Genomic DNA, 23,620 nt, shown 5'->3' with positions numbered 1-23,620 from the left:
TGCCTTTACCTTCTCTCGCGGCACAAGCTTTCCTTTTTTCTTCTGCAGAACATTTTTGTCCTGTGAAATTGGTGATATAATGAATCACGAGCGAGGTGAAACAATGTGAGGGTAAAGTGTTCATTGTGTGACAAAATTGATCAGATCGATGATGACACACTGATTGCCAAGCGTCTTCGAAACCGGCCTATACATACGTATATGTGCAATGAATGCTATGAACGAATCAAAATCAAAACTGAGAACCGGGTGAAAACCGGCCGTTTTAAATTATATCCGCACAGAAAAGACAAAGAACAGGTAAAGTCATAGCCGTCTGAGACATGAACATGATTCATGTCTTTTTTTGCATTTTTGTTTCATACGAAACATTTTTTAGAAAAACATTGAAAATCAATCAAATAAATTGTATACTTAAATTGTTTCATACGAAACAAAAAAGGAGTGATATATCATGGATTTTGATGTTATTATCGTTGGAGGCGGCCCGGTCGGCCTGATGACTGCTTCCGAATTGGCGCTGGCCGGCGTGCGTGCTTGTATCGTTGAACGCCTGACTCAGCCTTCCCCCCATTCAAAAGCGCTGACGCTTCATCCACGGTCAATCGAAATTTTGGAAATGCGCGGCTTGTTTGAGCGGTTTAAAGAAAGAGGAAAGCCGCTGCCGCACGGACATTTTGCCGGTCTTGACACGGCATTGGACTTTTCTGAACTTGACACTCGCACCGATTATACGCTGTTTCTTCCTCAAACTGATACCGAGGAATTGCTTGAAGAACATGCTCGCAGCTCAGGTGTCTCTATCCTTCGCGGCCATGACGTCCTTGCCGTCCGGCAAAACGATGAACATGCAGAGCTCGTCGTCCAGGGCCCTGACGGCTTGTCATTTTTAACGGCAGCTTACATTGTCGGTGCAGACGGGGCGGGAAGCACCGTCCGCAAACAGGCGGGGATCGCGTTTCACGGAAGCGATGCAAGCCTGACCGCCGTGCTTGGGGATGTAGCGCTTCAATCGCCGCCAAATTCCAGTTTCTATACGCATATCAATGAAGAAGGCGCCGTCGTTATCGTCCCGTTGTCACCCGGCGTTTACCGCGTGCTCATCGTGTCGCCTCACAAACCTCAGCGCCTGTTGCACGAACCGGTGACACTGGAAGAAATACAAAAAGGCCTCGTACAGATATGCGGCACCGATTTCGGCGCCGGCAACCCGGTTTGGATGTCCCGGTTCGGCAATGCCAGCCGATTGGCGGAGCACTACAGATCAAAAAGGATCTTCCTGGCGGGAGATGCAGCGCACATTCATTTTCCAGCCGGCGGACAAGGGCTGAATGTCGGGCTTCAGGATGCAATGAATCTCGGCTGGAAGCTTGCTTCAGCCGTCAAAGGCAGGGCTTCCGACTGGCTCCTGGACAGCTATCACACGGAAAGGAATCCTGTCGGGAAAGAGCTTCTCCGGAATACGCAAATTCAAACAAAACTGTTTGATTTCACCAGGGCGGGACTCTATTTGCGCGAGCTGCTTTCAGACATCCTCACTTTCCCTGAGGTCAATCGCTACCTGGCAGAACAAATCGCCGCTCTCAGCGTTAATTACCCGTCAGATGAAATGTCGCCGCAGCATCAGCTGAATGGAAAACGACTGCCCGACCTGGATATCACGCTGAAAGACGGCTCTGCCAAGCGCCTCTATTCGTTTCTTCATTCCGGACACTTTTTGTATATCGCATTTGAAGATGATGATCCAATGCAAATCCCTTGCCTTCCGCATCTGAAAACGCTAATTGCAAAAGCTGTGTTGAACCGGCCGGAATGGGACGATGTCAAATCAGTCCTGATCCGTCCTGACGGCCATGTTGCCTGGGCTGTCAGCAAAGCGCACCAACACCCGAAACATCTCATTTCAGAAGGCATTCGCCGCTGGTGCGGAAATGTTCCAATGCCATCCTTATAATCATTTTGTTTCATCTGAAACAAAATGATATAATAAAGCAGGAAATCGATCAAAAGGAGACTGTTTTCTGCATGGAACATTTGACACACGCCAAACAAGAGATTTTTGACATGTACATTGCACTCATCCACCAGCAAGAACAGCAGGAAAGCGCAATGAAGGAGCGAATATCGGCAGAACTCGAAAACATGGAGCAGGAATTGGGCTCAGAGCTGAATCTGACCATGTCCGACATTCACACAATCGCCTGTATTGGGGATCACGAACCGATTAATGTCACCTCCATCGCAGGGAAAATGGGTCTGTCAAAAGCAACCGTTTCAAGAATTACGGCAAAGCTTATGAAAAAAGGCCTCATCGGCAAAACCCAGCTAAGCGACAATAAAAAAGAGGTCTATTTTCGCTTAGCCGGCAAAGGAAAAAAAGTGCATGCCGTTCATCAGCGGGAACACGAGAAAATCGAACAGCGGTTTAAAGGTTTTTTAGACCGCTACTCAACAGAGGAAATCCTATTTGCCAGACGGCTGTTCAGCGACTTGCTCATGAATGACTTTTTGGCAGAAACGTAAAAAAGACACAGCACTTGGCTGTGTCTTTTTTCGTACTGGACGCTTATGCCCCTGTCTCCTGTCCTTTTTTCGAGCGGTGCAGCCGGATTTTGTAGATCGTCAAAATAAGAGCGGCGACGATCAATCCTTCTCCAACCGGCAAAAACACGCCGAAAAACGTGAGAAACGTACATCCCAAAGCAAGAAAGAAATAAATAATCGCTGTTTTTAACAGGGGCAGCCGTTTGGCAAACCCCAATTGAAAAACGACGGCGGACAGGATGAAGATGGTAAAGTAAAGCCACCACATCCCCGCCCCGGGATTTTCGTCCACTTTATAAAGAGCGGCAAAAAACGAAAGCCGTTCACTTACTTCAGTCAAAAAGATTCCCCTCCCCTTTGCTTAGTTGGGTGCCTCTTTTTTCAATTCTGCGTAAACTTAAGACAATCCTGCCAGCTTCTTCTTTTTCGCTGCTTTTTCGCGTTCATTTTTATCGAGAATTTTCTTTCTCAATCTGATCGATTCAGGCGTTACCTCGCAGTACTCGTCCTCATTCAAATATTCGAGCGATTCTTCGAGAGACATGATGCGAGGTTTTTTCATGCTGACCGTCTGATCTTTTGTCGCTGAACGCACGTTTGTCTGCTGTTTCATTTTGTTGATGTTGACGACAAGGTCGTTTTCGCGGTTGTGTTCGCCGACGATCATGCCTTCGTACACTTCCGTACCCGGCTCAACGAAAATCACGCCCCGCTCTTCAACACCTTGAATACCGTAAGCTGAAGCTTTTCCGGTATCCATTGAAACGAGAACGCCCTGACGGCGTCCGCCGACTTGACCCGGCTCGACCGGCTGATAACTGTCAAACGTGTGGTTCAAAATACCGAAGCCGCGCGTCAATGAAAGGAACTCTGTCGAATACCCGATTAAACCGCGTGAAGGCACATTGAAAATCAGACGGACCTGCCCGTTTCCATTATTGATCATATCGATCATTTCGCCTTTGCGGGCGCCCATTGATTCCATCACGGCGCCTGTGTGTTCTTCAGGAACATCGATTTGAACGCGCTCAACAGGCTCGCAGCGGACGCCGTCGATTTCCTTGATGATGACTTCAGGTTTTGACACCTGCAATTCAAAGCCTTCACGGCGCATGTTCTCTATCAAAATAGAAAGATGAAGCTCACCGCGTCCTGAGACGATCCAGGCATCAGGCGAAGGCGTCGGATCGACCCTGAGACTGACATCTGTTTGCAGCTGCTGTTCGAGGCGCTCTTCGATTTTTCTTGCGGTGACATATTTGCCCTCGCGTCCGGCAAAAGGACTGTTGTTGACCGCAAACGTCATCTGAAGCGTCGGCTCATCGATGCGGAGAACCGGCAGAGCTTCCTGCTGATCGATCGGGCAGACGGTTTCCCCGACGTTAATGTCTTCCATTCCGGATACAGCGACGAGATCGCCGGCTTTTGCTTCTTCGATCTCGACTCTCTTCAGCCCTTGGAAGCCGAAGATTTTCGTTACGCGGAACGGCTTAACAGTGCCGTCAAGCTTCATTAATGCCACCTGCTGTCCAACCTTCATCGTGCCTCTGAAGACGCGGCCGATTCCGATACGGCCGACATAATCGTTGTAGTCAAGCAGCGCCACCTGGAATTGAAGCGGCTCTTCGCGGTTATCGACAGGGCTTGGAATATGGCTGACAATCGCTTCAAATAAAGCTTCCATGTTTTCATCCTGCTGATTCGGATCCGTTGAAGCGGTACCGTTGATCGCTGAAGCATATACAACCGGGAATTCCAGTTGATCTTCGTTTGCATCCAGCTCGATGAACAGATCAAGAACTTCATCAACGACCTCTTCAGGACGGGCAAAATCGCGGTCGATTTTATTGACGACAACGATCGGCGTCAAGTTTTGCTCTAGCGCCTTTTTCAACACAAAGCGGGTCTGCGGCATGCAGCCTTCATAAGCGTCGACAACGAGCAGTACGCCGTCAACCATTTTCATAATCCGTTCAACTTCGCCGCCAAAGTCCGCGTGTCCAGGAGTGTCCAAAATATTAATGCGTGTATCTTTATAATTAATCGCCGTATTTTTTGCTAAAATCGTGATGCCGCGCTCTCTTTCCAAATCGTTGGAATCCATCGCGCGCTCAGCCACGTTCTCATTTGCCCGGAATGTACCGGCTTGATGGAGAAGCTGGTCCACCAGCGTCGTTTTTCCATGGTCAACGTGGGCGATAATAGCAATATTGCGAAGATCTTCTCGAAGTTTCACATTTTCATCTCCTAAAAAAGTCAGATAACCTTTCATATTATACATGAGAATTGCAGTCATTTCAATTTGTTTAGCAAGATAAAGCGCTTCCCTCTTTATATTTTAAACATTTTTCTGTAAACTAACAGTAGACTGAAAAAGGGGATGGAAAACTTATGAAGCAAGTGAAATGGCTGTTTTTATTGTTTGCATTCGCCGCTGTCGCCAGCATCATGCTGATCGGGGTCGCGATCGCCGAAAAAAGCCTGGTCGGGGTACTAGTCGCTATAGCGGCTCTCATCGTTATCATGGGAGGCGGCTTTACGCTCAAAAAGAGAATGCGCCAAAAAGGGATACTCGAATGACAAAAGCATAAACCGGCGGTCTCGTGCCGCCGGTTTTCTAGAATAACAAAAGGTATAAGGCCATCATCAACACATACCCGCCGCAAAACAGCACGGTTCCGGTTAGGATCAGCCGCCTTAATTATCCGGTTACCTGGGCCACTTAACTACCTCTTTTTATAAACCATTTTGCACCCAAAAACCCTCTGCAACAAATTAAGGCCTCGCAACCTTAGACAAACAGCTATCCCAAAAGTTTCAGGAAAAACAAAAAAACGCACACGCGAAACAAATTCACGTGTGCGTCAGCGGATATACCATGATCAAATACCGGTTTCCCTTTTCATCCTTTTCCGTTTTCAGCTGTTCAAAACCGCAATGTGCGAGCATCTGCTGCCATTCATCCCGATCAAAAGGGACGGCGGCAAAGAGCGCTTTATGCCCTGCGTTTTTCAGCCTGCTCCCGATGTTCCCAATGATTGTTTTGCCGCGGCCCTTCCTTCGATAATCGGGATGAACGAGCAATGTGCCGAGCCAAGGTTTGCCGTTTGAGGGGGCCCATTCAAGGTGAAAGCTGACCGCCGCCGGCCGGCCGTCATCCTCCCACACGAGCCAGCTTCCGTTGTACATCGCATAGGACTGCATATAGCTTTTTACCGGTTCCCCGCTCAGCTCTTCTTCAGCCCATTCGGGACTGAAACGTATCAGCTCTTCGAAAAACGCAAGGTCAGACGCAGAAAAAGGTCTGCTATTCATGCGGCAGATAGTCTGTGAATATCGTTCGATGAGCGGCAGGATTGCCGGCTATAATGCTGTTGTTTTCAAGAAAATTGAGCGGTTTTCCGTCAATCGTCGTATATGTACCTCCAACCTCGTCAAGCAGGATGCAGCCGGCCGCATAATCCCAAGGGGCGAGACGCATCGTCACATAGACGTCCATTCTGCCCGCCGCCACATATGCAAGCTCCAGGGCTGCCGAGCCGTAAGAACGCGTTCCTCTGACCCGTTTGACGAGGGGGGATAAAACGCTTGGATCGATCCGTCTATTTTCCGTTATCCATGTTGCATTGATCGCCAAAATGGCTTCCTCAAGCGGCACCTCTTTCATCTTTTCAAGCTTGATGTCATTCATATATGCACCCTCTCCGCGAAACGCGTGGTACAATTCATCATGGGTTACATCATAAATAAGTCCGATTTTGCCTTTTCCGTTTTCAAAAATGCCGATTGAGATCGCGAAGTTCCGTTTTTGATGAACAAAGTTCATCGTCCCGTCGATCGGGTCGATAATCCAGACGATTCCATCGAGCGATGTGAGCTTGTCCCCTTGGCCTTCTTCGCCGAGAATATGATGGTCGGGAAAAGCCGATTGGATTTTTTCAATGAAAAAGCGTTCTGTTTCCTTATCGATATTCGTGACAAGGTCATTGGGATTCGATTTTGTTTCGATCGTCATCTTCTTTTTCATCGATTCCTGAATTCTTTGTCCAGCTTCCTTTACCCAGCTTTTTGCAAGCCGGTCGATTTCCTTCCAGTTTGTCATCGCACAACCTCCTTTCTATGTATACGTGTTGTTTTATTCATAGCATACTGATATTGATCTCAAAAAAGCAAGAAAAATGAAAGAAGAATCCCGTCGCCCAGATAAAAACGAACCGTCTGCCAGGTTCGTTTTTATTATGGTTTCATCCATGCAATCTGATCCATTCTTTTCTGAGCTGCTCCAGTTTTCGCTTGCTCATTTCGATTTGGGTTTCATCCTTTTTCTCCATCGCTTCATAAAGTGTTGCTAATTCATAATCGACCTCAAGCCTCCACACGGCGACCCGATTGTCTTTTTCTTCCTTAATCCCTTGTTTTACAATTGGTTTCATCGCCCTACGCCCCTTCCAGAGAAAATTGATTTGAAAAGTCATCCTTCTGGTCATAGCTTCTCGCGGCATTTATGATATTTTCTTATTCATATCGTATGAATCGCCGGTGCTTTCGCAACGTCATTCTAAAAATTGTGTGTTTACCTACCGTTTCCCATAATACGAAAGTTTCAAACGTTATTTTTTGTTTGGAAAGCTGGCTGTGGTAAAATATCATTACTGATTGGACAAGGAGGAAAAAAATGAACAATCTGCGTTTCACAGAAGAGGATTTTCACACATTTACAATAGAAGGTTTAGATGCGCGGATGGACGTTTTGAAAGAAACCGTACGGCCGAAGCTCCAGGGGCTTGGCGAACATTTTGCGCCTGTTCTTTCCGCCCTGGCCGGGGACGAAATGTTCGTACACGTTGCGAAGCATGCCCGCCGTTCGGTTAATCCGCCTGATGACAGCTGGGTTGCGTTTGCAAATAACAAGCGCGGCTATAAAAAGCTGCCCCATTTTCAAATCGGCCTTTGGGAAACCCATGTTTTCGTCTGGTTTGCCTTGATTTACGAATCTCCTCTTAAACAAGAATACGGAAAGCTGTTTAAAGATCATCTGTCAGAGATCAAAAGCACGATACCTGACGGATTTTTCTGGTCAGCCGACCATACGAAGCCTGAAGCCAGCAAGCAGTCCGACCTGGGGAAAGAAGGGCTCGAAAAGCTGTTTGACCGGCTCGAGAATGTGAAAAAAGCCGAGGCTCTGTGCGGCATTCAGCTTTCAAAAGAACAGGTGCTCAAGATGAACGAACAGGAATTTTTATCTGAAATCGAATCGTCTTTTGAAAAGCTTGCCTTTCTTTACCGGTTGACCCACAAAGTCGCGCTCTGACGATTTTGTAAAAAGGGATGAACACATTCATCCCTTTTTACATTTTGATTTTATCGTCTTCTGTCAGTTCTTTTGCCTTTTTTACCACCCGGTACGGAGAATAATCGCTCACCTCTTCAAACTGGCTGCACAGCTTTTTTTCCTCGGCTTTTCCAGGCACGATCTCTTTGAATCGACGGTATGCGCTCATTAATACATCGCGCTTTACGCCCTTTTCGTAAGCGAGCTCGACAGCCTGGAAAAACGAAATGACATCAATCGCTTCTTCGGTGCTCCAGTCTTCATCCATCGGATATTGATATTCTTCTTCCATTTTCTTCATCTCCTTGTAACGGCTTTGTTCTATGTAGTATTCGTTTTCTTTTTTGCGTCTATCCAAGGGCATGTTCCATCCCCTTAGAAAGATCTTAAATTGTTCTTTACATTCTTTCAAGAACATAATATAATTCATTTGTTTTATGCCATCAAGGAAAATAAAATCGATTTTTGACTAACAATAAGCAGTAGGCATCTACATGAAGGTGGGAATACAATTGTTGCAGCACGAAACACCCTTATTTACCGGTTTAAAAAAACACGCTGAAAAGCAGCCGATTCAATTCCATATTCCCGGGCACAAAAAAGGGTCTGGAATGGATCCTGAATTCAGACAGTTCATCGGCGAAAATGCGTTAAGTATAGATTTAATCAATATTGAGCCGCTTGATGATCTCCACGCTCCAAAAGGGATCATCAAAGAGGCGCAGGACTTGGCGGCTGAAGCGTTCGGCGCCGACTACACATTCTTTTCCGTTCAAGGAACAAGCGGGGCCATCATGACGATGGTCATGGCAGTCTGCGGGCCGGGAGACAAGATCATCGTTCCGAGAAACGTTCATAAATCGGTTATGTCGGCAATCGTATTTTCCGGTGCTGTGCCGATCTTCGTTCACCCTGAAATCGACGATGAGTTCGGGATTTCTCACGGTATTACGCCTGAATCAGCAAAAAAAGCGCTGCTTGAGCATCCAGATGCAAAAGGGCTTCTCGTAATCAATCCGACGTATTTCGGCATTGCGGCCGATTTAAAAAGCATCGTCGATGTGGCGCATTCGTTCAACGTCCCTGTCCTTGTGGATGAAGCGCACGGCGTTCATATCCACTTCCATGAGGACCTGCCTGTTTCAGCCATGCAGGCGGGAGCTGATATGGCGGCAACAAGCGTTCATAAACTCGGCGGGTCACTGACGCAAAGCTCAGTGCTCAATATGAAAGAAGGACTCGTCTCAAAAGAGAGGGTGCAGTCGATTTTGAGCATGTTGACGACGACGTCGACATCCTACTTGCTGCTTGCTTCCCTCGATGTCGCCAGAAAACGCCTGGCAACAGAAGGGCATAAATTGATCGGACAAACGATTCAACTCGCCAACCAAACGCGGGAGCGCATCAATCACATTAAAGGGCTCTTTTGCGCCGGCAGGGACATCCTCGGTTCAAAAGCAGCCTATGACTATGACCCGACAAAGCTGATTATCTCTGTGAAAAACCTCGGTTTGACGGGGCATGATGTAGAAAAATGGCTTCGCGAATCCTATCATATCGAAGTTGAGCTTTCTGACTTGTACAACATCCTTTGCATCTTTACGCCGGGAGACCGCAGCGAGGATGCAGAAGCGCTGATCAAAGCGCTGACGGAAATCGCCCGCCAGGCTGTTTCATCCGGAGTAAGCAAAACAAAGCCTGAAGTGCTTCTTCCCGATATCCCTGCCCTTGCAATGACGCCCCGTGATGCATTTTACGCAAATACGGAAGTCGTCCCGTTTAAACAAGCGGCCGGACGGATTATCGCAGAGTTTGTCATGGTTTATCCTCCAGGCATACCGATCTTCATTCCGGGAGAGATCATTACAGAGGAAAACATCACCTACATTGAAAAAAACCTTGAAGCGGGCCTTCCTGTTCAAGGGCCTGAAGATGACACGCTCCATATGATCCGGGTCATTAAAGAACAGCAGGCAATCCTGTAAAATACGAAAGCATGCGGCCGATTTGATCTGATGCCGCATGCTTTTTTTGTCTATTTCTCCTCTTCGTGACAGCAGTTGCAATGTCCGCACGTTCCGTAAAGAACCGTCACCTTTTCATCCTCAAAATGCTGAATGGTTTCATTGCATTCTTGACAAACGATCGTTCCCATCTTTCATTCCCCTTTTCATTTCAAAATGGAAGCGTTTAATTTTGTTACCCTTATAATATGATGTCACATTAACATTGTCAACGGTAAATTGTATAACACATTTATATTATTTTTGTATGTTTTTTAGCGATTGAACAATCCGGTATTTCATGTTTATTCACACTTTAAGCATGTGCAGAACGTTTTTTAAGACCTGTGTCATTTATCCTAATTTATCCTGTCATTAAGAAACATTCCGCAAATGAAACAAGAGTTATCAATTTGATAACAAATCGGTAACAACGAATGGATTTTCCTATTATCATGATAAAATAGGAATTGTTTACTAATTGAACAGTTATGTAAAAACAGGTAAATTGACTTGCATTTTTAAGAGAGGTGAAGGGACGGATGCTGTGTCGGGCTGTTATCACCGCTGTTTGTATCCTTTTTTTTGCGAGTGGATGTTCTTTATCTCACATCTCGGCTGATCAGAATGAGCAAAATGACAATACACATCGCGTCAAGCTTCTCTTTTTTTCCGATGACGAGCATATGGAACAGGAAGTCGCATACTATGATGCTCTGATGGATTTAAAACAGGAGTTTCCAAAGCAGGTTTCAGGTATGGAAATCTTGCATGAAAAGGGAGATTGGAAAAAGGACGTGCACACATTTCCAAGCTTGCTGCTTGTCCATGATAAAAAAGTACTGGTCAAGATTGAGGGAAAAATAAAAGACAAAGCAAAAATCGTGGAGCTTCTTCGAAAACAATTAAAAAAATAAGAAATCCCCGGAAAAAGGGGATTTCTTATTTTTTATTTTACGATATGGATCGGCAGGCCGATTGCTACTTCGGCAGCTTCCATTGTGATTTCTCCCAATGTTGGATGAGCGTGGATCGTCATGGCGATATCTTCTGCAGTCATTCCTGCTTCGATTGCCAGGCTCAGCTCAGAAATCATATCAGAAGCGCTCGCGCCGGCGATTTGTGCACCGATAACGAGTCCGTCTTCTTTGCGTGTCACAAGTTTAAGGAAACCGTCAGTTTGATTGAGTGACAGCGCGCGTCCGTTTGCAGCAAACGGGAATTTCGCAGCAGTGATTTCAATGCCTTCCTCTTTCGCTTGTGCTTCAGTATAGCCGACTGATGCAAGCTCAGGCTCAGAGAAGACAACTGCAGGAATTCCGAGGTAGTCGATCTCAGCAGCTTCACCGGAAATGGCTTCAGCGGCAATTTTACCTTCGTAAGACGCTTTGTGTGCAAGCGGCGGGCCTTCGATGATATCACCGATTGCGTAAATGTTTGGAATGTTTGTACGGCATTGCTTATCTGTTTTGATGATGCCGCGGTCTGTCATTTCGACGCCTACTTGCTCAAGGCCAAGCTCATCCGTATTTGGACGTCGACCGACAGTGATCAGTACGTAATCTGCATCAACGGTTTTTTCTTCACCTTTTACTTCAAAAGTGACTGTTACGCCGTCAGCTTTTTCTTCAACGCCTTTTGCCATCGCGTTTGTATGGATCTCAACATTGCCTTTTTTCTTAAGGTTGCGTTTGACAAGAGAACTCATTTGTTTTTCAAAGCCAGGAAGAATTTCGTCTCCGCCTTCTAAAATAACAAGTTCAGTACCAAAGTTTGCATACGCTGTTCCAAGCTCTGTTCCGATATATCCGCCGCCGATTACGACAAGCTTCTTAGGAATTTCTTTAAGAGCCAAAGCGCCGGTTGAATTCAGTACACGGTCGCTATATTTGAAGTTTGGCAATTCAATAGGGCGAGAACCCGTAGCGATGATCGCATTTTTGAACGTGTAAGTCTGAGCTGAATTCTCATCCATTACACGGACAGAGTTGCTGTCTACAAAATACGCTTCACCTTTTACGATATCGACTTTGTTGCCTTTCAGAAGGCCTTCAACACCGCCGGTAAGCTTGTTCACGACAGAGGCTTTCCATTCTTGAACTTTTGTAAAGTCCACTGTTACGTTTTCAGCAGTGATCCCCATATCTTCAGAATGCTTTGCATTCTCATAACGGTGGCCTGCATTGATCAGAGCTTTAGAAGGAATACATCCGACATTCAGACATACGCCTCCAAGATTGCCTTTTTCAACGATTGTTACTTTTTGTCCAAGCTGGGCAGCGCGGATGGCAGCTACATAGCCGCCAGGTCCCGCACCGATGACAAGAGTATCTGTTTCAATAGGGAAATCTCCTACTACCATGACATTACGCCTCCATTAAAATTAATTGTGGATCGTTCAGTAAACGCTTGATGTGATTCAACGCGTTTTGAGCAGTTGCTCCGTCGATCATACGGTGGTCAAAGCTCAAAGAAAGAGCAAGAACAGGTGCAACGACAATTTCACCGTCACGAACAACAGCTTTCTCAGCAATGCGGCCGATTCCAAGGATCGCAACCTCAGGATGGTTGATAACCGGTGTGAACCATTGTCCGCCCGCAGAACCGATGTTTGTGATCGTGCAAGAAGCGCCTTTCATTTCAGCAGGAGCAAGCTTTCCTTCGCGTGCTTTTGTAGCAAGTTCGTTGATTTCGTTTGAAATCTCAAAAATCGCTTTGCGATCCGCGTGTTTAACAACCGGTACAAGCAGGCCTTTATCTGTGTCTGCTGCGATTCCGATGTTGTAGTAGTGCTTCTGAATAACTTCATCAGTGTTATCGTCAATTGATGTGTTCAATACTGGATACTTTTTAAGAGCTGATGTTAAAGCTTTCACCACATAAGGGAGGTAAGTAAGCTTAATGCCTTGGTCAGCCGCAACTTGCTTAAACTGCTTGCGGTGTGCCACAAGGTTTGTAACATCGACTTCGTCCATTAATGTAACGTGTGGAGCCGTATGTTTTGAATTTACCATTGCTTTTGCGATTGCTTTGCGGATTCCGCTCATTTTTTCGCGTGTTTCCGGGAATTCGCCTTCCGGAGCTTGGGCTTGAGCTGCAGGTTGTGCGGCTGTTTCCGCTTTTTTGTCTGCTTGCGCAGCCGGAGCTTCCGCATTTCCGCCGCTTAAGAAGCTGTCGATATCTTCTTTGAGAACGCGGCCGTTTTTGCCGGATCCGGCAACTTTCGCGATCTCTACGCCTTTTTCGCGAGCGTATTTACGTACGGAAGGCATCGCGATAACGCGTTTATTCGGATCTGCATCCGCTTGGTCCTGCTTGCCTGCGCCTGTTTCTTGTGCCGGCTGTTCAGGACTCTTAGCTTTGTCCAGATCTTGACCGCCTTCGGCTGAAGACTGAACTTGTTCTTCTGTTTTGGCGTCGCCAGAGTCGTCGCCTTTAAATTGAAGATCTTCGTAACCCGGTGCATCAAATGTGATAATCGTCTGCCCGACAGTTGCGACTGTTCCCTCTTCAACTTTTAATTCTAATACTTTTCCTTTAACAGGTGAAGGAATTTCTACAACAGCTTTGTCGTTTTGAACCTCTGCCAAAACGTCGTCTTCGTTTACCTCATCGTTTGGCTTGACGAACCATTTTACGATTTCGCCTTCGTGGATTCCTTCCCCGATATCTGGAAGTTTAAATTCAAATGCCACAGTTCTCGACCTCCTAAGATATTTACGTAGTTGATAAATCCGTCAGCCGGGCGTCCCGGCCGACCGTCAGTTACACGGCTAAATGTTTCCGTCTGACTGTGGAAAGGCATGAGGGAAAAAGATGTATGACATCTTTTCCCTTTCCGGTTGTCAGATTAAAATTCCAACACTTTTTTCGCAGTCTCAAGCACGTCTTTATGGTTTGGAAGCCAAACGCTTTCAGCTTGAGAGAACGGGAATACAGTGTCAGGTGCAGCGACGCGAAGCACAGGCGCTTCAAGGCAAAGAATTGCGCGGTCGTTGATTTCGGCTACGACGTTAGCCCCGACGCCTGCTTGTTTTTGAGCCTCTTGAACGACGATTGCACGGCCTGTTTTTTCAACTGACGCGATGATCGTTTCAATATCAAGCGGGCTGACAGTGCGAAGGTCAATAACCTCAGCAGATACGCCTTCTTTTTCAAGTTCTTCTGCAGCTTTTAATGATTCGTGAACCATCGCTCCGTATGTGATGATGGAAAGATCTGTACCTTCACGCTTCACATCAGCTTTGCCGATTTCGATCGTGTACTCTTCCTCAGGAACCTCCTGGCGGAATGAACGGTAAAGCTTCATGTGCTCAAGGAAAACAACCGGATCGTTGTCGCGGATCGCGGAAATCAAAAGTCCTTTTGCATCGTACGGAGTTGAAGGAATTACCACTTTAAGACCAGGCTGCTGCGCAACAAGCCCTTCAAGGCTGTCGGCATGAAGCTCAGGCGTGTGAACGCCGCCGCCGAACGGAGAACGGATCGTCACAGGGGAAGTCCAGCGTCCGCCGGAACGGTAGCGCATCCGAGCCATTTGGCCGGAAACGGAATCCATTACTTCATAGACGAAACCGAAAAATTGAATTTCCATTACCGGACGGTAGCCTTGTAAGCCCAGACCGAGCGCAAGACCGCCGATACCAGATTCAGCAAGAGGAGTGTCAAATACGCGATCCTCACCAAACTCTTTTTGCAATCCTTCAGTCGCACGGAATACGCCGCCGTTAACACCGACGTCTTCTCCGAAAACTAAGACATTTTCGTCATTTTTCAGTTCTGTGCGTAACGCATCAGTGATTGCTTGAATCATTGTCATTTGCGCCATGGCTTACTTCGACTCCTTCTCTTTATAAATTTCCTTTTGTTCTGCAAGGTTGTAAGGAAGCTCTTCATACATGATGTCGATCAGGTCGGTCACTTTTTGCTTCGGCTCTTCGTCGGCTTTTTTGATTGCCTGTTTGATCTCTTCTTTCGCTTCTTCGATTACCTTGTTTTCTTCTTCTTCAGACCATAGGCCTTTAGCTTCCAAGAACTTGCGGAAACGGACAAGCGGATCTTTCTGCTCCCACTCATTCTCGATTTCTTTTGTGCGGTATTTCGTCGGATCGTCTCCGGCCATTGTATGAGGACCGTAACGGAAGCAAAGCGTTTCAATCAGAGTAGGGCCTTCGCCGTTGATCGCGCGTTCGCGAGCTTCGCGTGTAGCGGCATATACAGCAAGCGCATCCATTCCGTCTACTTGAACGCCGACGATACCTGCGGCTGCAGCTTTTTGAGCAATCGTCTCAGCAGCTGACTGCTTTTCGACAGGCGTTGAAATCGCATAGCGGTTATTTTGGACAACGAAGATAGCCGGAGCTTTGTAAGCGCCCGCGAAGTTGATTCCTTCGTAGAAATCCCCTTGAGATGCTCCTCCGTCACCTGTATAAGTAATCGCCACAGCCTGTTTGCCGCGCTTTTTCAGACCGAGAGCCACACCGGCTGTCTGAATGTACTGCGCACCGATGATGATTTGCGGTGAAAGCGCATTAACATCGTCAGGCATTTGGTTTCCACGGAAGTGTCCGCGTGAGAACAGGAACGCCTGATAAAGCGGAAGACCGTGCCAGATCAGCTGCGGAACGTCACGGTAGCCGGGAAGGACGAAGTCTTCTTTCTCAAGCGCAAAATGCGTAGCAATTTGAGAAGCTTCCTGACCTGCAGTCGGCGCATAGAAACCAAGGCGGCCTTGTCTGTTTAAAGAAATGGAACGCTGGTCTAAAATACGCGTATACACCATGCGGCGCATTAATTCTTTTAATTGATCATCAGATAAATCAGGCATTGCCGCTTCGTTTACGACTTTGCCTTCTTCATTCAAAATTTGAAACGTTTCGAACTGCTTTTTAATGGCATCAAATTGCTTTTTGCTATCAACGATTGCTTTTTTCGTTTTTGCAGCCATATTAAAGTCACCTCTTCCTTTCTTTTGACAGTCATAGACGTGTAATCCTTATACATACAGAATTAGGGTGTCCTAAATTGTCAGGCGCAACTCATATTTATTTCATATTAGCCGCTGTACTTGTTGTCGAAACATTTTATGTAAGGACAGCCCGACGCGTTCTAAAACTGTATCATTTATCGCTTGCTACAAACTAATACAACAAGTTCCACCACCGCTAAGTTTACACCAGTCGATGGTACTCGTCAATCGATTTCATTCCCGAAATTCAATAAATGTATTCGCTTTACTAAAACACTGTTTTCACGCTCTTCACCCTGTTATAAAACTGTTCTAGTATAAACCTCAAACTGTATTACAATAGCTTTGCAGGTTTTGTCGAAAAAAGGAGAGCCGAATCAACGGCTCTCCTTGACATCAAACCCTGCGGCCTTGTAAAAATCTTTTTTCGCTTTGTTGTAGTCTGTCGTGTAGGTATTAAAGCGTTCGTTTTGCTTTAACACTGCATCGTATGATTTGTTGATTTTATTCAGCTGCGCTTCAAGCTCGCTAAGTCCGGCGTCTTTATTCTGAAGCAGCTTGTACAGTTCTTTATCAAGCCCGAGCGCATCCTGATAGGACTTGTAGAGATTGTCATACGCCAGGTAGCGCTTTCTTCTTGACTTTCTGATCGTCGATTTTTTCGACGGAAGCTTTGTGCGCCTCAAACTCCTTTTTGGCCTTATCGATGCTTTCTTTTTCCGATTTCAAATGCCGTTCCCGTTTATCTGCTGATGTGAGCGCTTTTTCTGAGAGGGCAACGACTTGGTCAAAATCATCCATATTGAGTTTCATCATCTTGTCGTAAAGCTTTGATTCGGTTTGCTCCAGGCTTTTCAGAGATTTCTGCTCCTTTTGAAACGGCTTTTCCAGATCTACGACTTTTTCGAACGCGGCGTGCAGCGAGTCCACCGGATCTTCCCACCAGCATCCCGCAAGCAGAAAGGCCGCCGCGCAAAAGACGGCAATGCCGGTCGGCACGCGCATTTTTAAAGATTTCACTTTCGTATTTCCCCCAATCTAAACACAAATTCAACTATAAAGCGTCTTCGTTTGTTTGACAACCGAAGTCCCTGTCTCTATCGGACAAGCTGATACAAAATCGGTATGTAGCCGATATCCGATTTAGAACAGCTGACCCGGGAAATTTGCGCGAAAGTGGGCATTCGACTATACAACCTTTACGCTTTTACATAATTTATATTAGACGCTATGCCTACCAACGAAAAAAGGCTTTGCGTAAATTTACGGAGGAGGTCTTAATATGTACGGTTATTGCTGCCCTTCATATGGATACGGGTATGGCGGTTATGGTTACGGCCGCACATTCGCTTTGATCGTTGTTCTATTTATATTGCTGATTATTGTAGGTGCCGCTTATTTAGGGGGCTGCTAGTACCTGTGCAATGACCAGCCGAAACAGGCTGGTCATTTTACCAATGCGCTTTTTCAGACATTGCGCGGCATGCAAATGATCCGCTATACTTTACATATTAATCATTGGGAGTGAAGATGTTGATCACGATGGAAAACATTGTCCGCGACGGTCATCCCGCATTAAGGACCGTCGCCGAAGAAGTTCAATTGCCGGCAAACGAAACAGAAATCAAACAACTGACTGAAATGATCGAATTCGTCAAGAACAGTCAGGACCCCGAAATCGCTAAAAAATACAACCTTCGTCCAGGGGTAGGCCTTGCCGCTCCGCAAATTAACGTCAATAAACGGATGATCGCCGTTCATGCCGAAAGCGAGGACGGTACATTATACAGCTACGCGCTTTTCAACCCGAAGATCGTCAGCCACTCGGTCGAGAAAAGCTATTTGACGAGCGGAGAAGGCTGCCTTTCCGTCGATGAGCCGATTCCGGGCTATGTGCCGAGATATGCGCGGATCAGGGTAAAAGGAACGACCCTTGAAGGGGAGAATATTGACATTCGCTTAAAAGGATTTCCCGCAATCGTCTTTCAGCACGAAATCGATCATTTGAACGGTGTGATGTTCTATGATCACATCGACAAAGAAAACCCGCTGAAAGAGCCGGATCATGCAATACCGGTCGGCAGATAACAAAAAAACGGATCATGCTTTGATCCGCTTTTTTTGGATTATTTCAAAAGGCCGAGCGACTCAACCGCAAACGCAATTCCGTCCTCATCGACGGGTTTTGTAATAAAATCGGCGGCTTTTTTCAACTCTGGTACGGCATTTCCCATCGCCACTCCGGTGCCTGCAAATTTGATCATTTGCAAATCGTTCAGCCCGTCTCCGAACGCGTATGTGTCCTCCCTGTCAAATGGAAGCTTTTCGATGACTTTTTTAATCCCTTCGGCCTTTGATCCCCCCGCAGGCAGCACATCTGTCGAACGCTCGTGCCAGCGGACGAGGTCGAATTCGCTGAAGCGGCCGTATTGGCGTTCATCTGCCTCCTCACAAAACAAAAGCACCTGGAAAATGTCCCTGCCTTTATAATAAGAGCGGTCAAATTGCGGCGGATCGACTTTTAAGCTGCCGATTCCCTCGTGAATAAAGGGATGATCATCGACAGAAGACCGCATGCCTTCCTCTCCCATAAAAACGATGGGATGGCCGCATTGGTCTGAATGCGCAAGCAGCGCTTCAAGGGATTGCCCGGAAAGGGGGTTTTTATAGATGACGTCCCCTTCGAACACAACATATTGGCCGTTATAAGATATAAACGAGTCGATGCCGAGCTCTTCAAGCACTGGACTGACCATAAAAGGGGCCCGTCCGGTGGCGATGAAAACATGGTGTCCCCGCTCCTTCAAATTGGATATGGCCGTTTTTGCACTCGCGGGAATGGTTTTATCGTGGTCATAAATCGTTCCGTCAATATCAAAAAAAATCAGTTTTTTATCCATGACTGTGAATCCTTCTCCCTTAGTTGTATGATTTTATCATTCCTCTGTTCCATCATACAAAAACTGAAGCGTTCAGAAAACCTTCGCAACCCGAAAATCAAAACAAAATTGCATTCCAATAATATCCATGTAACAATGAGCAAATTCGTCATATAATAGAACTAAAGGTAACAAGGCCGGTTTGGGACAAGTCAGCGAAAGGAGGAATAAGACATGCTTCGCCGCCTTCGAAAAAAATTAAAAAAACAATTAAACGGCATGATGCGCAGAAAATCAATTGCGTAAAAAGGACCTTCACACAGGTGAACAGGTCCTTTTTTTCTCAATGCTTTTCTTATGAGGCAATTTCGCATATAATAGAAAGATGAGTCTAACAATCGGCAGTTAAGGAGAGATTTGGATGATTTATAAGGTATTTTTTCAGAGCAGCAATGACGAAGTACCTGTTCGTGAAAAAACAGATTCAATTTTTGTGGAAGCTCAATCTGAACGTGATGTCAGATCTAAATTAAAATCATACAACTACAACATTGAGTTTATACAGGAAGTTGAAGGCGCTTTTTTAGAATTTGAAAAACAGAGCGAAAAATTTAAAGTATTGGAGTTATGAGTGAATGAAATTTGTTAAAAACGATCAAACAGCCGTTTTTGCCTTGGGCGGACTGGGGGAAATCGGCAAAAATACGTACTGCGTTCAATTTCAGGATGAGATCGTGCTAATTGACGCGGGGATTAAGTTTCCGGAAGACGAGCTTCTCGGAATAGACTACGTTATCCCCGACTACACCTATCTGGTCAAAAACGAAGAAAAGATCAAAGGCCTTTTTATTACACACGGACACGAAGACCACATCGGCGGTATTCCGTACCTGCTCAAACAGGTGAACGTACCGGTTTACGGTGGGCAGCTTGCGATCGGCCTTTTAAGGAAGAAGCTTGAAGAGCACGGCCTCTTGCGCCAGACAAAGCTTCATATTATTGAAGAGGACGATATTGTCAAGTTCAGAAAAACGGCGGTTTCTTTCTTCAGGACGACACACAGCATTCCGGACTCATACGGTATTGTCGTAAAAACACCGCAAGGAAATATCGTACATACCGGCGATTTTAAATTCGATTTTACGCCGGTAGGCGAACCGGCCAACTTGACCAAAATGGCCGAAATCGGAAAAGAAGGCGTTCTCTGCCTCCTTTCTGACAGCACAAACAGCGAAATTCCGGATTTCACGATGTCCGAGCGCAAAGTCGGGGAAAGCATTGACGACATTTTCCGCAAGGTCGAAGGCAGAATCATCTTTGCCACCTTTGCCTCAAACATCCACCGTCTTCAGCAGGTGATCGAAGCAGCGGTTGCCAACGGCCGGAAGGTGGCCGTATTCGGACGAAGCATGGAATCGGCGATTGAAATCGGACAAACTCTCGGGTATATTAAATGCCCTAAAAACACGTTTGTTGAAGCCAATGAAATCAACAGGCTTCCGGCCGGGAAAGTGACGATTCTCTGTACGGGTAGCCAAGGCGAGCCGATGGCGGCTCTCTCGAGAATCGCAAACGGCACGCACCGGCAAATTTCGATCAACCCGGGGGATACAGTCGTATTTTCATCATCTCCGATCCCGGGCAATACGATCAGCGTCAGCCGCACGATCAACCAGCTGTACCGGGCAGGAGCGGATGTTATCCACGGCGCGGTAACGAACATCCATACATCCGGACACGGGGGCCAGGAAGAGCAAAAGCTGATGCTCCGCCTGATCAAGCCGAAGTTCTTCATGCCGATTCACGGTGAATACAGAATGCAAAAAATGCACGTGAAATTGGCGACCGACTGCGGAATTCCCGAGGAAAACTGCTTTATCATGGACAATGGCGAGGTGCTGGCGCTGACGAGCGAAGAAGCATCAGTCGCCGGAAAAGTCCCTTCCGGAAACGTTTATATTGACGGAAGCGGCATCGGCGATATCGGCAACATCGTCCTGCGCGACCGGAGAATCCTTTCTGAGGAAGGGCTCGTCATCGTCGTCGTCAGCATTAACATGAAGGAATTCAAAATTTCCGCCGGACCTGATTTAATTTCAAGAGGGTTTGTCTACATGAGGGAGTCAGGCGACCTCATCAATGACGCTCAGGAACTGATTGCCGGACATTTGAGAAAAGTGATGGAGCGCAAAACGACACAGTGGTCTGAAATCAAAAACGAGATTACAGACACGCTTGCACCTTTCTTGTACGAAAAAACAAAACGCCGTCCGATGATACTTCCAATCATTATGGAAGTATAATCGCGGGGCACTAAAAAAACGGATGCACCTTATCAGTGCATCCGTTTTTTCATTGCACGGAAATGTGCGTGAACGCTTTAACATCAAACAGCCCTTCGGTCGTCATCTTCACATCAGGAATGACCGGCAGCGCCAAAAAGGAAAGCGTTAAAAACGGATTGAAGCTTCCTGAAAAACCGGTTTGTTTCAAGGCGCCGTGAAGCGATTTCAAGCTCTTGTTGACCTCTTCCAGCGGTTTGTCTGATAAAAGCCCTGCGATCGGCAGTGCGACGGAATGGAGCTCTTTTCCCCCTTTCGCGACGGTCAGTCCTCCGCCGATCTTGCCCAAGATGCCAGCCGCTTTCATCATATCCTCATCATTCGTGCCGACGGCGATGAAATTGTGTGAATCATGCGATATCGTCGCTGCGATTGCTCCCTCTTTCAATCCGAATCCCTTTACAATCCCAAGGCCGATTTCCTTTATACCCCGGTGGCGCTCAATCACCGCGATCTTCAGCAAATCTCTTTCCGGATCTGCACGGAAAAATGCCCCGTCTTTCGGCTTAGCGATGACGAGCTTTGTTTCAAGCTGGTTGGGAATGATTTCGATGATGCGAACGTCCTTGTCCCGAACAAGGGGAATCCTGAGGTCCTCCGCCTGTAAATCGGGGAGATGCACCGTCTCGAGCAGCGCCGGTTCAGGCTTAGAGGCGGCAGCGTCCGCTTCATTCAGTCCGCTGTACACCTTCCCGTTAATCATCGTCTTTGTGATGCGTACATTCTTTAAATCGCTGATAAAGAGGAGATCTGCATCATAGCCCGGAGCGACCGCACCTTTCGTTTTTAACCCATAGCATTCTGCGGCATTGAGGCTTCCCATTTGATAGGCAAGAAAGGGATCAAGCCCTGACAGGATGGCGAGCTTCACCTGGTGATTAATGCTCCCTTCATCGATCAGTTCGTCCAAGTGCTTATCATCCGTACAAAAAAAGAAGCGCCTTGCATTTTTTTCGTTTACGGCGGGCAGTACGCTGCACACATTCTTTGCCACAGAGCCTTCCCTGAGCATGACATACATTCCCCGTCTGATGCGTTCAAGCGCTTCTTCAGGAGTTGTGACCTCATGATCTGTCAGAACCCCCGCCGCCCGGTAGATGTTGACGTATTTAGCCGTAAGCCCCGCTAAATGACCGTCGATCCGCTTGCCCGCTGCTTGCGCGTCAAACAGCTTTTGCGTCATGTCCGCCGCCAAAGATTCCACTGAAACGTAATCCATCACTTCCGCCAGGCCGAGTACATCTTCCCGGCTGTAAAACGGTTTTAAATCATCGGCATAAAGAGCGGCGCCCGATTTTTCAAACGCCGCCGCCGGTACGCACGAAGGGAGCATGAAATAGATGTTCAGCGGGGTCAGCCGGGCCTGTTCCATCATGAAATGCAGACCTTTTACCCCTGAGACATTCGCGATTTCATGAGGGTCTGTTATAACGGTCGTCACCCCGTGGGGAATCACCGCTTTTGCAAACTCCGGCGGCGTCACCATAGAAGACTCGATATGGACATGGCCGTCGATAAAGCCGGGAACAATCATCTGTCCCTCTGCGTCGATGACCTCTTCGCCCTCGTAATCGCCTAACCCGACAATGGCTCCGTCTGTGATGGCTATGTCTTGCTCGATCCATTCCTGATTAAAAACATCCATTATTTTTCCGTTTTTGATCACAATATCAGCTTTTCTGCGATGTCCCGCAGCACCAAGCCGGTGAATGAACATCTGTTTCTCCAAAGGTATAAAGCCCCTCTCGTTTTGTTATGTATATTGTTCAATATCGTATCTGAATCGATTGAAACAGTCAATGAAAAGATAAAAAAACCGCAAGCGAAAAACGCTTGCGGCATAAGCCGTACATTATGAATGCTGAAAAACCTTTTTCTCAAAACGGTCGATATCGGGATTGGAGCCGATGACAATGAGAATATCATCCTTTTGAATCTCCTCGGTGGCAAGCGGGGACACGATCACTTCTTTTCCGCGTTTAATCGCAACGATATTAATTCCGTACCTCGCCCTGATATCGAGGTCAAGCAGCGTATTTCCCGCGAGCCTGCTGTTGGCTACAATTTCGACAAGGCTGTGCTCATCTGACAGTTCGAGATAATCAAGCACATTGTTGGACACGATATTATGCGCGATTCTTTTGCCCATATCACGCTCCGGATGAACGATCCGGTCAGCTCCGATTTTCGATAGTACCTTTTCATGATAATCATTCTGCGCCTTGACGGTAATCGATTTAACGCCCAGCTCTTTTAGCATGAGGGTAGTCAGGATGCTCGCTTGAATATCTTCTCCGATCGCCACGATGACATGGTCAAAATTGCGCAGCCCAAGATTTTTCAGGACGGACTCGTCTGTCGTGTCGCCTATGACTGCATGAGAAGCGATCTTCGCGTATTCGTTGACACGGTCCTCGTCCCTGTCGATCGCCATCACCTCAAGGCCTTCTTCACTTAATGTCTTGCAAATGCTGCCGCCAAACCGGCCGAGTCCGATTACAGCAAATTCTTTTTTCATCGAAAATTCCTCCATGGGTCAATCTTTTACAAAT

At 46.8% G+C, this 23,620-nt stretch carries 25 protein-coding genes and 1 pseudogene; 11 read left to right on the top strand and 15 right to left on the bottom strand.

Annotated features, from left to right (window positions below):
* Positions 1–105: 105 nt before the first annotated feature.
* From NSQ39_RS06670 to NSQ39_RS06660, 3 genes are all read left to right on the top strand, one after another.
* Positions 106–312, top strand: coding sequence for a YlaI family protein (locus NSQ39_RS06670; RefSeq protein WP_046131907.1), 207 nt, complete (start codon positions 106–108; stop codon positions 310–312).
* Between the two features lie 142 nt (positions 313–454).
* Complete coding sequence (locus NSQ39_RS06665) at positions 455–1,954, top strand: monooxygenase (RefSeq protein WP_175076995.1); 1,500 nt, start codon at positions 455–457, stop codon at positions 1,952–1,954.
* Between the two features lie 71 nt (positions 1,955–2,025).
* The gene (locus NSQ39_RS06660; RefSeq protein ID WP_175076994.1) at positions 2,026–2,523 is read left to right on the top strand and encodes a MarR family transcriptional regulator; all 498 of its coding nucleotides are present in this window, start codon (positions 2,026–2,028) and stop codon (positions 2,521–2,523) included.
* Between the two features lie 43 nt (positions 2,524–2,566).
* Here the strand turns inward: NSQ39_RS06660 and NSQ39_RS06655 are convergent, their stop codons facing one another.
* Both NSQ39_RS06655 and typA read right to left on the bottom strand, forming a co-directional pair.
* The gene (locus NSQ39_RS06655) at positions 2,567–2,884 is read right to left on the bottom strand and encodes a YlaH-like family protein (RefSeq protein WP_175076993.1); all 318 of its coding nucleotides are present in this window, start codon (positions 2,882–2,884) and stop codon (positions 2,567–2,569) included.
* A 57-nt stretch (positions 2,885–2,941) separates the two neighbouring features.
* Positions 2,942–4,780, bottom strand: a complete 1,839-nt coding sequence (gene typA / locus NSQ39_RS06650; protein WP_046131916.1) for a translational GTPase TypA — start codon at positions 4,778–4,780, stop codon at positions 2,942–2,944.
* Positions 4,781–4,935: 155 nt separating this feature from the next.
* Between typA and NSQ39_RS06645 the strand changes: the two genes are divergently transcribed.
* Positions 4,936–5,124, top strand: coding sequence for a YlaF family protein (locus tag NSQ39_RS06645; RefSeq protein ID WP_175076992.1), 189 nt, complete (start codon positions 4,936–4,938; stop codon positions 5,122–5,124).
* A 273-nt stretch (positions 5,125–5,397) separates the two neighbouring features.
* Here the strand turns inward: NSQ39_RS06645 and NSQ39_RS06640 are convergent, their stop codons facing one another.
* The 3 genes from NSQ39_RS06640 to NSQ39_RS06630 all read right to left on the bottom strand — a co-directional run bounded on the left by NSQ39_RS06640 (position 5,398) and on the right by NSQ39_RS06630 (position 6,977).
* A complete protein-coding gene (locus tag NSQ39_RS06640; RefSeq protein WP_175076991.1) occupies positions 5,398–5,859 on the bottom strand; it encodes a GNAT family N-acetyltransferase in 462 nt (153 codons plus the stop codon).
* Complete coding sequence (locus NSQ39_RS06635; RefSeq protein ID WP_048353081.1) at positions 5,852–6,646, bottom strand: inositol monophosphatase family protein; 795 nt, start codon at positions 6,644–6,646, stop codon at positions 5,852–5,854. Before NSQ39_RS06635 ends, NSQ39_RS06640 begins: the two co-directional genes overlap by 8 nt.
* A gap of 142 nt (positions 6,647–6,788) precedes the next feature.
* Positions 6,789–6,977, bottom strand: a complete 189-nt coding sequence (locus tag NSQ39_RS06630; RefSeq protein WP_175076990.1) for a hypothetical protein — start codon at positions 6,975–6,977, stop codon at positions 6,789–6,791.
* 242 nt (positions 6,978–7,219) lie between these two features.
* Between NSQ39_RS06630 and NSQ39_RS06625 the strand changes: the two genes are divergently transcribed.
* Positions 7,220–7,855, top strand: a complete 636-nt coding sequence (locus tag NSQ39_RS06625; RefSeq protein WP_175076989.1) for a YktB family protein — start codon at positions 7,220–7,222, stop codon at positions 7,853–7,855.
* 37 nt (positions 7,856–7,892) lie between these two features.
* Here the strand turns inward: NSQ39_RS06625 and NSQ39_RS06620 are convergent, their stop codons facing one another.
* Positions 7,893–8,168, bottom strand: a complete 276-nt coding sequence (locus NSQ39_RS06620; protein WP_046130610.1) for a UPF0223 family protein — start codon at positions 8,166–8,168, stop codon at positions 7,893–7,895.
* A 220-nt stretch (positions 8,169–8,388) separates the two neighbouring features.
* On the opposite strand from NSQ39_RS06620, the gene NSQ39_RS06615 reads away from it, so the two are divergent.
* The gene (locus NSQ39_RS06615; RefSeq protein ID WP_175076988.1) at positions 8,389–9,861 is read left to right on the top strand and encodes an aminotransferase class I/II-fold pyridoxal phosphate-dependent enzyme; all 1,473 of its coding nucleotides are present in this window, start codon (positions 8,389–8,391) and stop codon (positions 9,859–9,861) included.
* A 50-nt stretch (positions 9,862–9,911) separates the two neighbouring features.
* Here NSQ39_RS06615 and NSQ39_RS06610 read toward each other — a convergent pair whose 3' ends face one another.
* Positions 9,912–10,031, bottom strand: a complete 120-nt coding sequence (locus NSQ39_RS06610) for a GapA-binding peptide SR1P (protein ID WP_082094090.1) — start codon at positions 10,029–10,031, stop codon at positions 9,912–9,914.
* 378 nt (positions 10,032–10,409) lie between these two features.
* On the opposite strand from NSQ39_RS06610, the gene NSQ39_RS06605 reads away from it, so the two are divergent.
* Complete coding sequence (locus NSQ39_RS06605; RefSeq protein WP_231947443.1) at positions 10,410–10,796, top strand: hypothetical protein; 387 nt, start codon at positions 10,410–10,412, stop codon at positions 10,794–10,796.
* Positions 10,797–10,828: 32 nt separating this feature from the next.
* On the opposite strand, the gene lpdA is transcribed toward NSQ39_RS06605, so the two are convergent.
* The 5 genes and pseudogenes from lpdA to NSQ39_RS06580 all read right to left on the bottom strand — a co-directional run bounded on the left by lpdA (position 10,829) and on the right by NSQ39_RS06580 (position 16,777).
* Positions 10,829–12,241, bottom strand: coding sequence for a dihydrolipoyl dehydrogenase (gene lpdA / locus NSQ39_RS06600; RefSeq protein ID WP_046130605.1), 1,413 nt, complete (start codon positions 12,239–12,241; stop codon positions 10,829–10,831).
* A gap of 4 nt (positions 12,242–12,245) precedes the next feature.
* A complete protein-coding gene (locus tag NSQ39_RS06595; RefSeq protein ID WP_175076987.1) occupies positions 12,246–13,574 on the bottom strand; it encodes a dihydrolipoamide acetyltransferase family protein in 1,329 nt (442 codons plus the stop codon).
* Positions 13,575–13,729: 155 nt separating this feature from the next.
* Positions 13,730–14,707 carry a pyruvate dehydrogenase complex E1 component subunit beta gene (gene pdhB / locus NSQ39_RS06590; RefSeq protein ID WP_175076986.1) on the bottom strand — a complete coding sequence of 326 codons (978 nt, stop codon included), beginning with the start codon at positions 14,705–14,707 and terminating at the stop codon, positions 13,730–13,732.
* A 3-nt stretch (positions 14,708–14,710) separates the two neighbouring features.
* Positions 14,711–15,826, bottom strand: a complete 1,116-nt coding sequence (gene pdhA, locus NSQ39_RS06585; protein WP_046130602.1) for a pyruvate dehydrogenase (acetyl-transferring) E1 component subunit alpha — start codon at positions 15,824–15,826, stop codon at positions 14,711–14,713.
* A gap of 398 nt (positions 15,827–16,224) precedes the next feature.
* Positions 16,225–16,777: pseudogene (locus NSQ39_RS06580) on the bottom strand (YkyA family protein).
* Positions 16,778–17,129: 352 nt separating this feature from the next.
* Between NSQ39_RS06580 and NSQ39_RS06575 the strand changes: the two are divergent.
* Both NSQ39_RS06575 and def read left to right on the top strand, forming a co-directional pair.
* Positions 17,130–17,261 (top strand): YjcZ family sporulation protein, encoded by a 132-nt coding sequence (locus NSQ39_RS06575; RefSeq protein WP_175076985.1) that lies wholly within the window; start codon positions 17,130–17,132, stop codon positions 17,259–17,261.
* A gap of 119 nt (positions 17,262–17,380) precedes the next feature.
* The gene (gene def, locus NSQ39_RS06570) at positions 17,381–17,935 is read left to right on the top strand and encodes a peptide deformylase (protein WP_046130608.1); all 555 of its coding nucleotides are present in this window, start codon (positions 17,381–17,383) and stop codon (positions 17,933–17,935) included.
* A 38-nt stretch (positions 17,936–17,973) separates the two neighbouring features.
* On the opposite strand, the gene NSQ39_RS06565 is transcribed toward def, so the two are convergent.
* Positions 17,974–18,747, bottom strand: coding sequence for a Cof-type HAD-IIB family hydrolase (locus NSQ39_RS06565; RefSeq protein WP_046130601.1), 774 nt, complete (start codon positions 18,745–18,747; stop codon positions 17,974–17,976).
* A 400-nt stretch (positions 18,748–19,147) separates the two neighbouring features.
* Here NSQ39_RS06565 and NSQ39_RS06560 point away from each other — a divergent pair, with 400 nt between their 5' ends.
* Both NSQ39_RS06560 and rnjA read left to right on the top strand, forming a co-directional pair.
* On the top strand, positions 19,148–19,357 hold the full coding sequence (locus NSQ39_RS06560; protein WP_046130600.1) for a DNA-dependent RNA polymerase subunit epsilon: 210 nt from the start codon (positions 19,148–19,150) through the stop codon (positions 19,355–19,357).
* Positions 19,358–19,361: 4 nt separating this feature from the next.
* A complete protein-coding gene (gene rnjA / locus NSQ39_RS06555) occupies positions 19,362–21,029 on the top strand; it encodes a ribonuclease J1 (protein WP_175076984.1) in 1,668 nt (555 codons plus the stop codon).
* A 49-nt stretch (positions 21,030–21,078) separates the two neighbouring features.
* Here the strand turns inward: rnjA and ade are convergent, their stop codons facing one another.
* Together ade and NSQ39_RS06545 are read right to left on the bottom strand one after the other, a co-directional pair.
* Complete coding sequence (gene ade / locus NSQ39_RS06550) at positions 21,079–22,785, bottom strand: adenine deaminase (protein WP_373688035.1); 1,707 nt, start codon at positions 22,783–22,785, stop codon at positions 21,079–21,081.
* Positions 22,786–22,920: 135 nt separating this feature from the next.
* Entirely contained in the window at positions 22,921–23,586 is a 666-nt protein-coding gene (locus NSQ39_RS06545) for a potassium channel family protein (protein ID WP_046132236.1), read from the bottom strand.
* Positions 23,587–23,620 lie beyond the last annotated feature (34 nt).

Source organism: Bacillus sp. FSL W8-0848 (assembly GCF_038007805.1).
Lineage (GTDB): Bacteria > Bacillota > Bacilli > Bacillales > Bacillaceae > Bacillus > Bacillus glycinifermentans.
The sequence above is the reverse complement of the archived record's forward strand: the minus strand, read 5'-3'. Positions and strand labels throughout refer to the sequence as shown.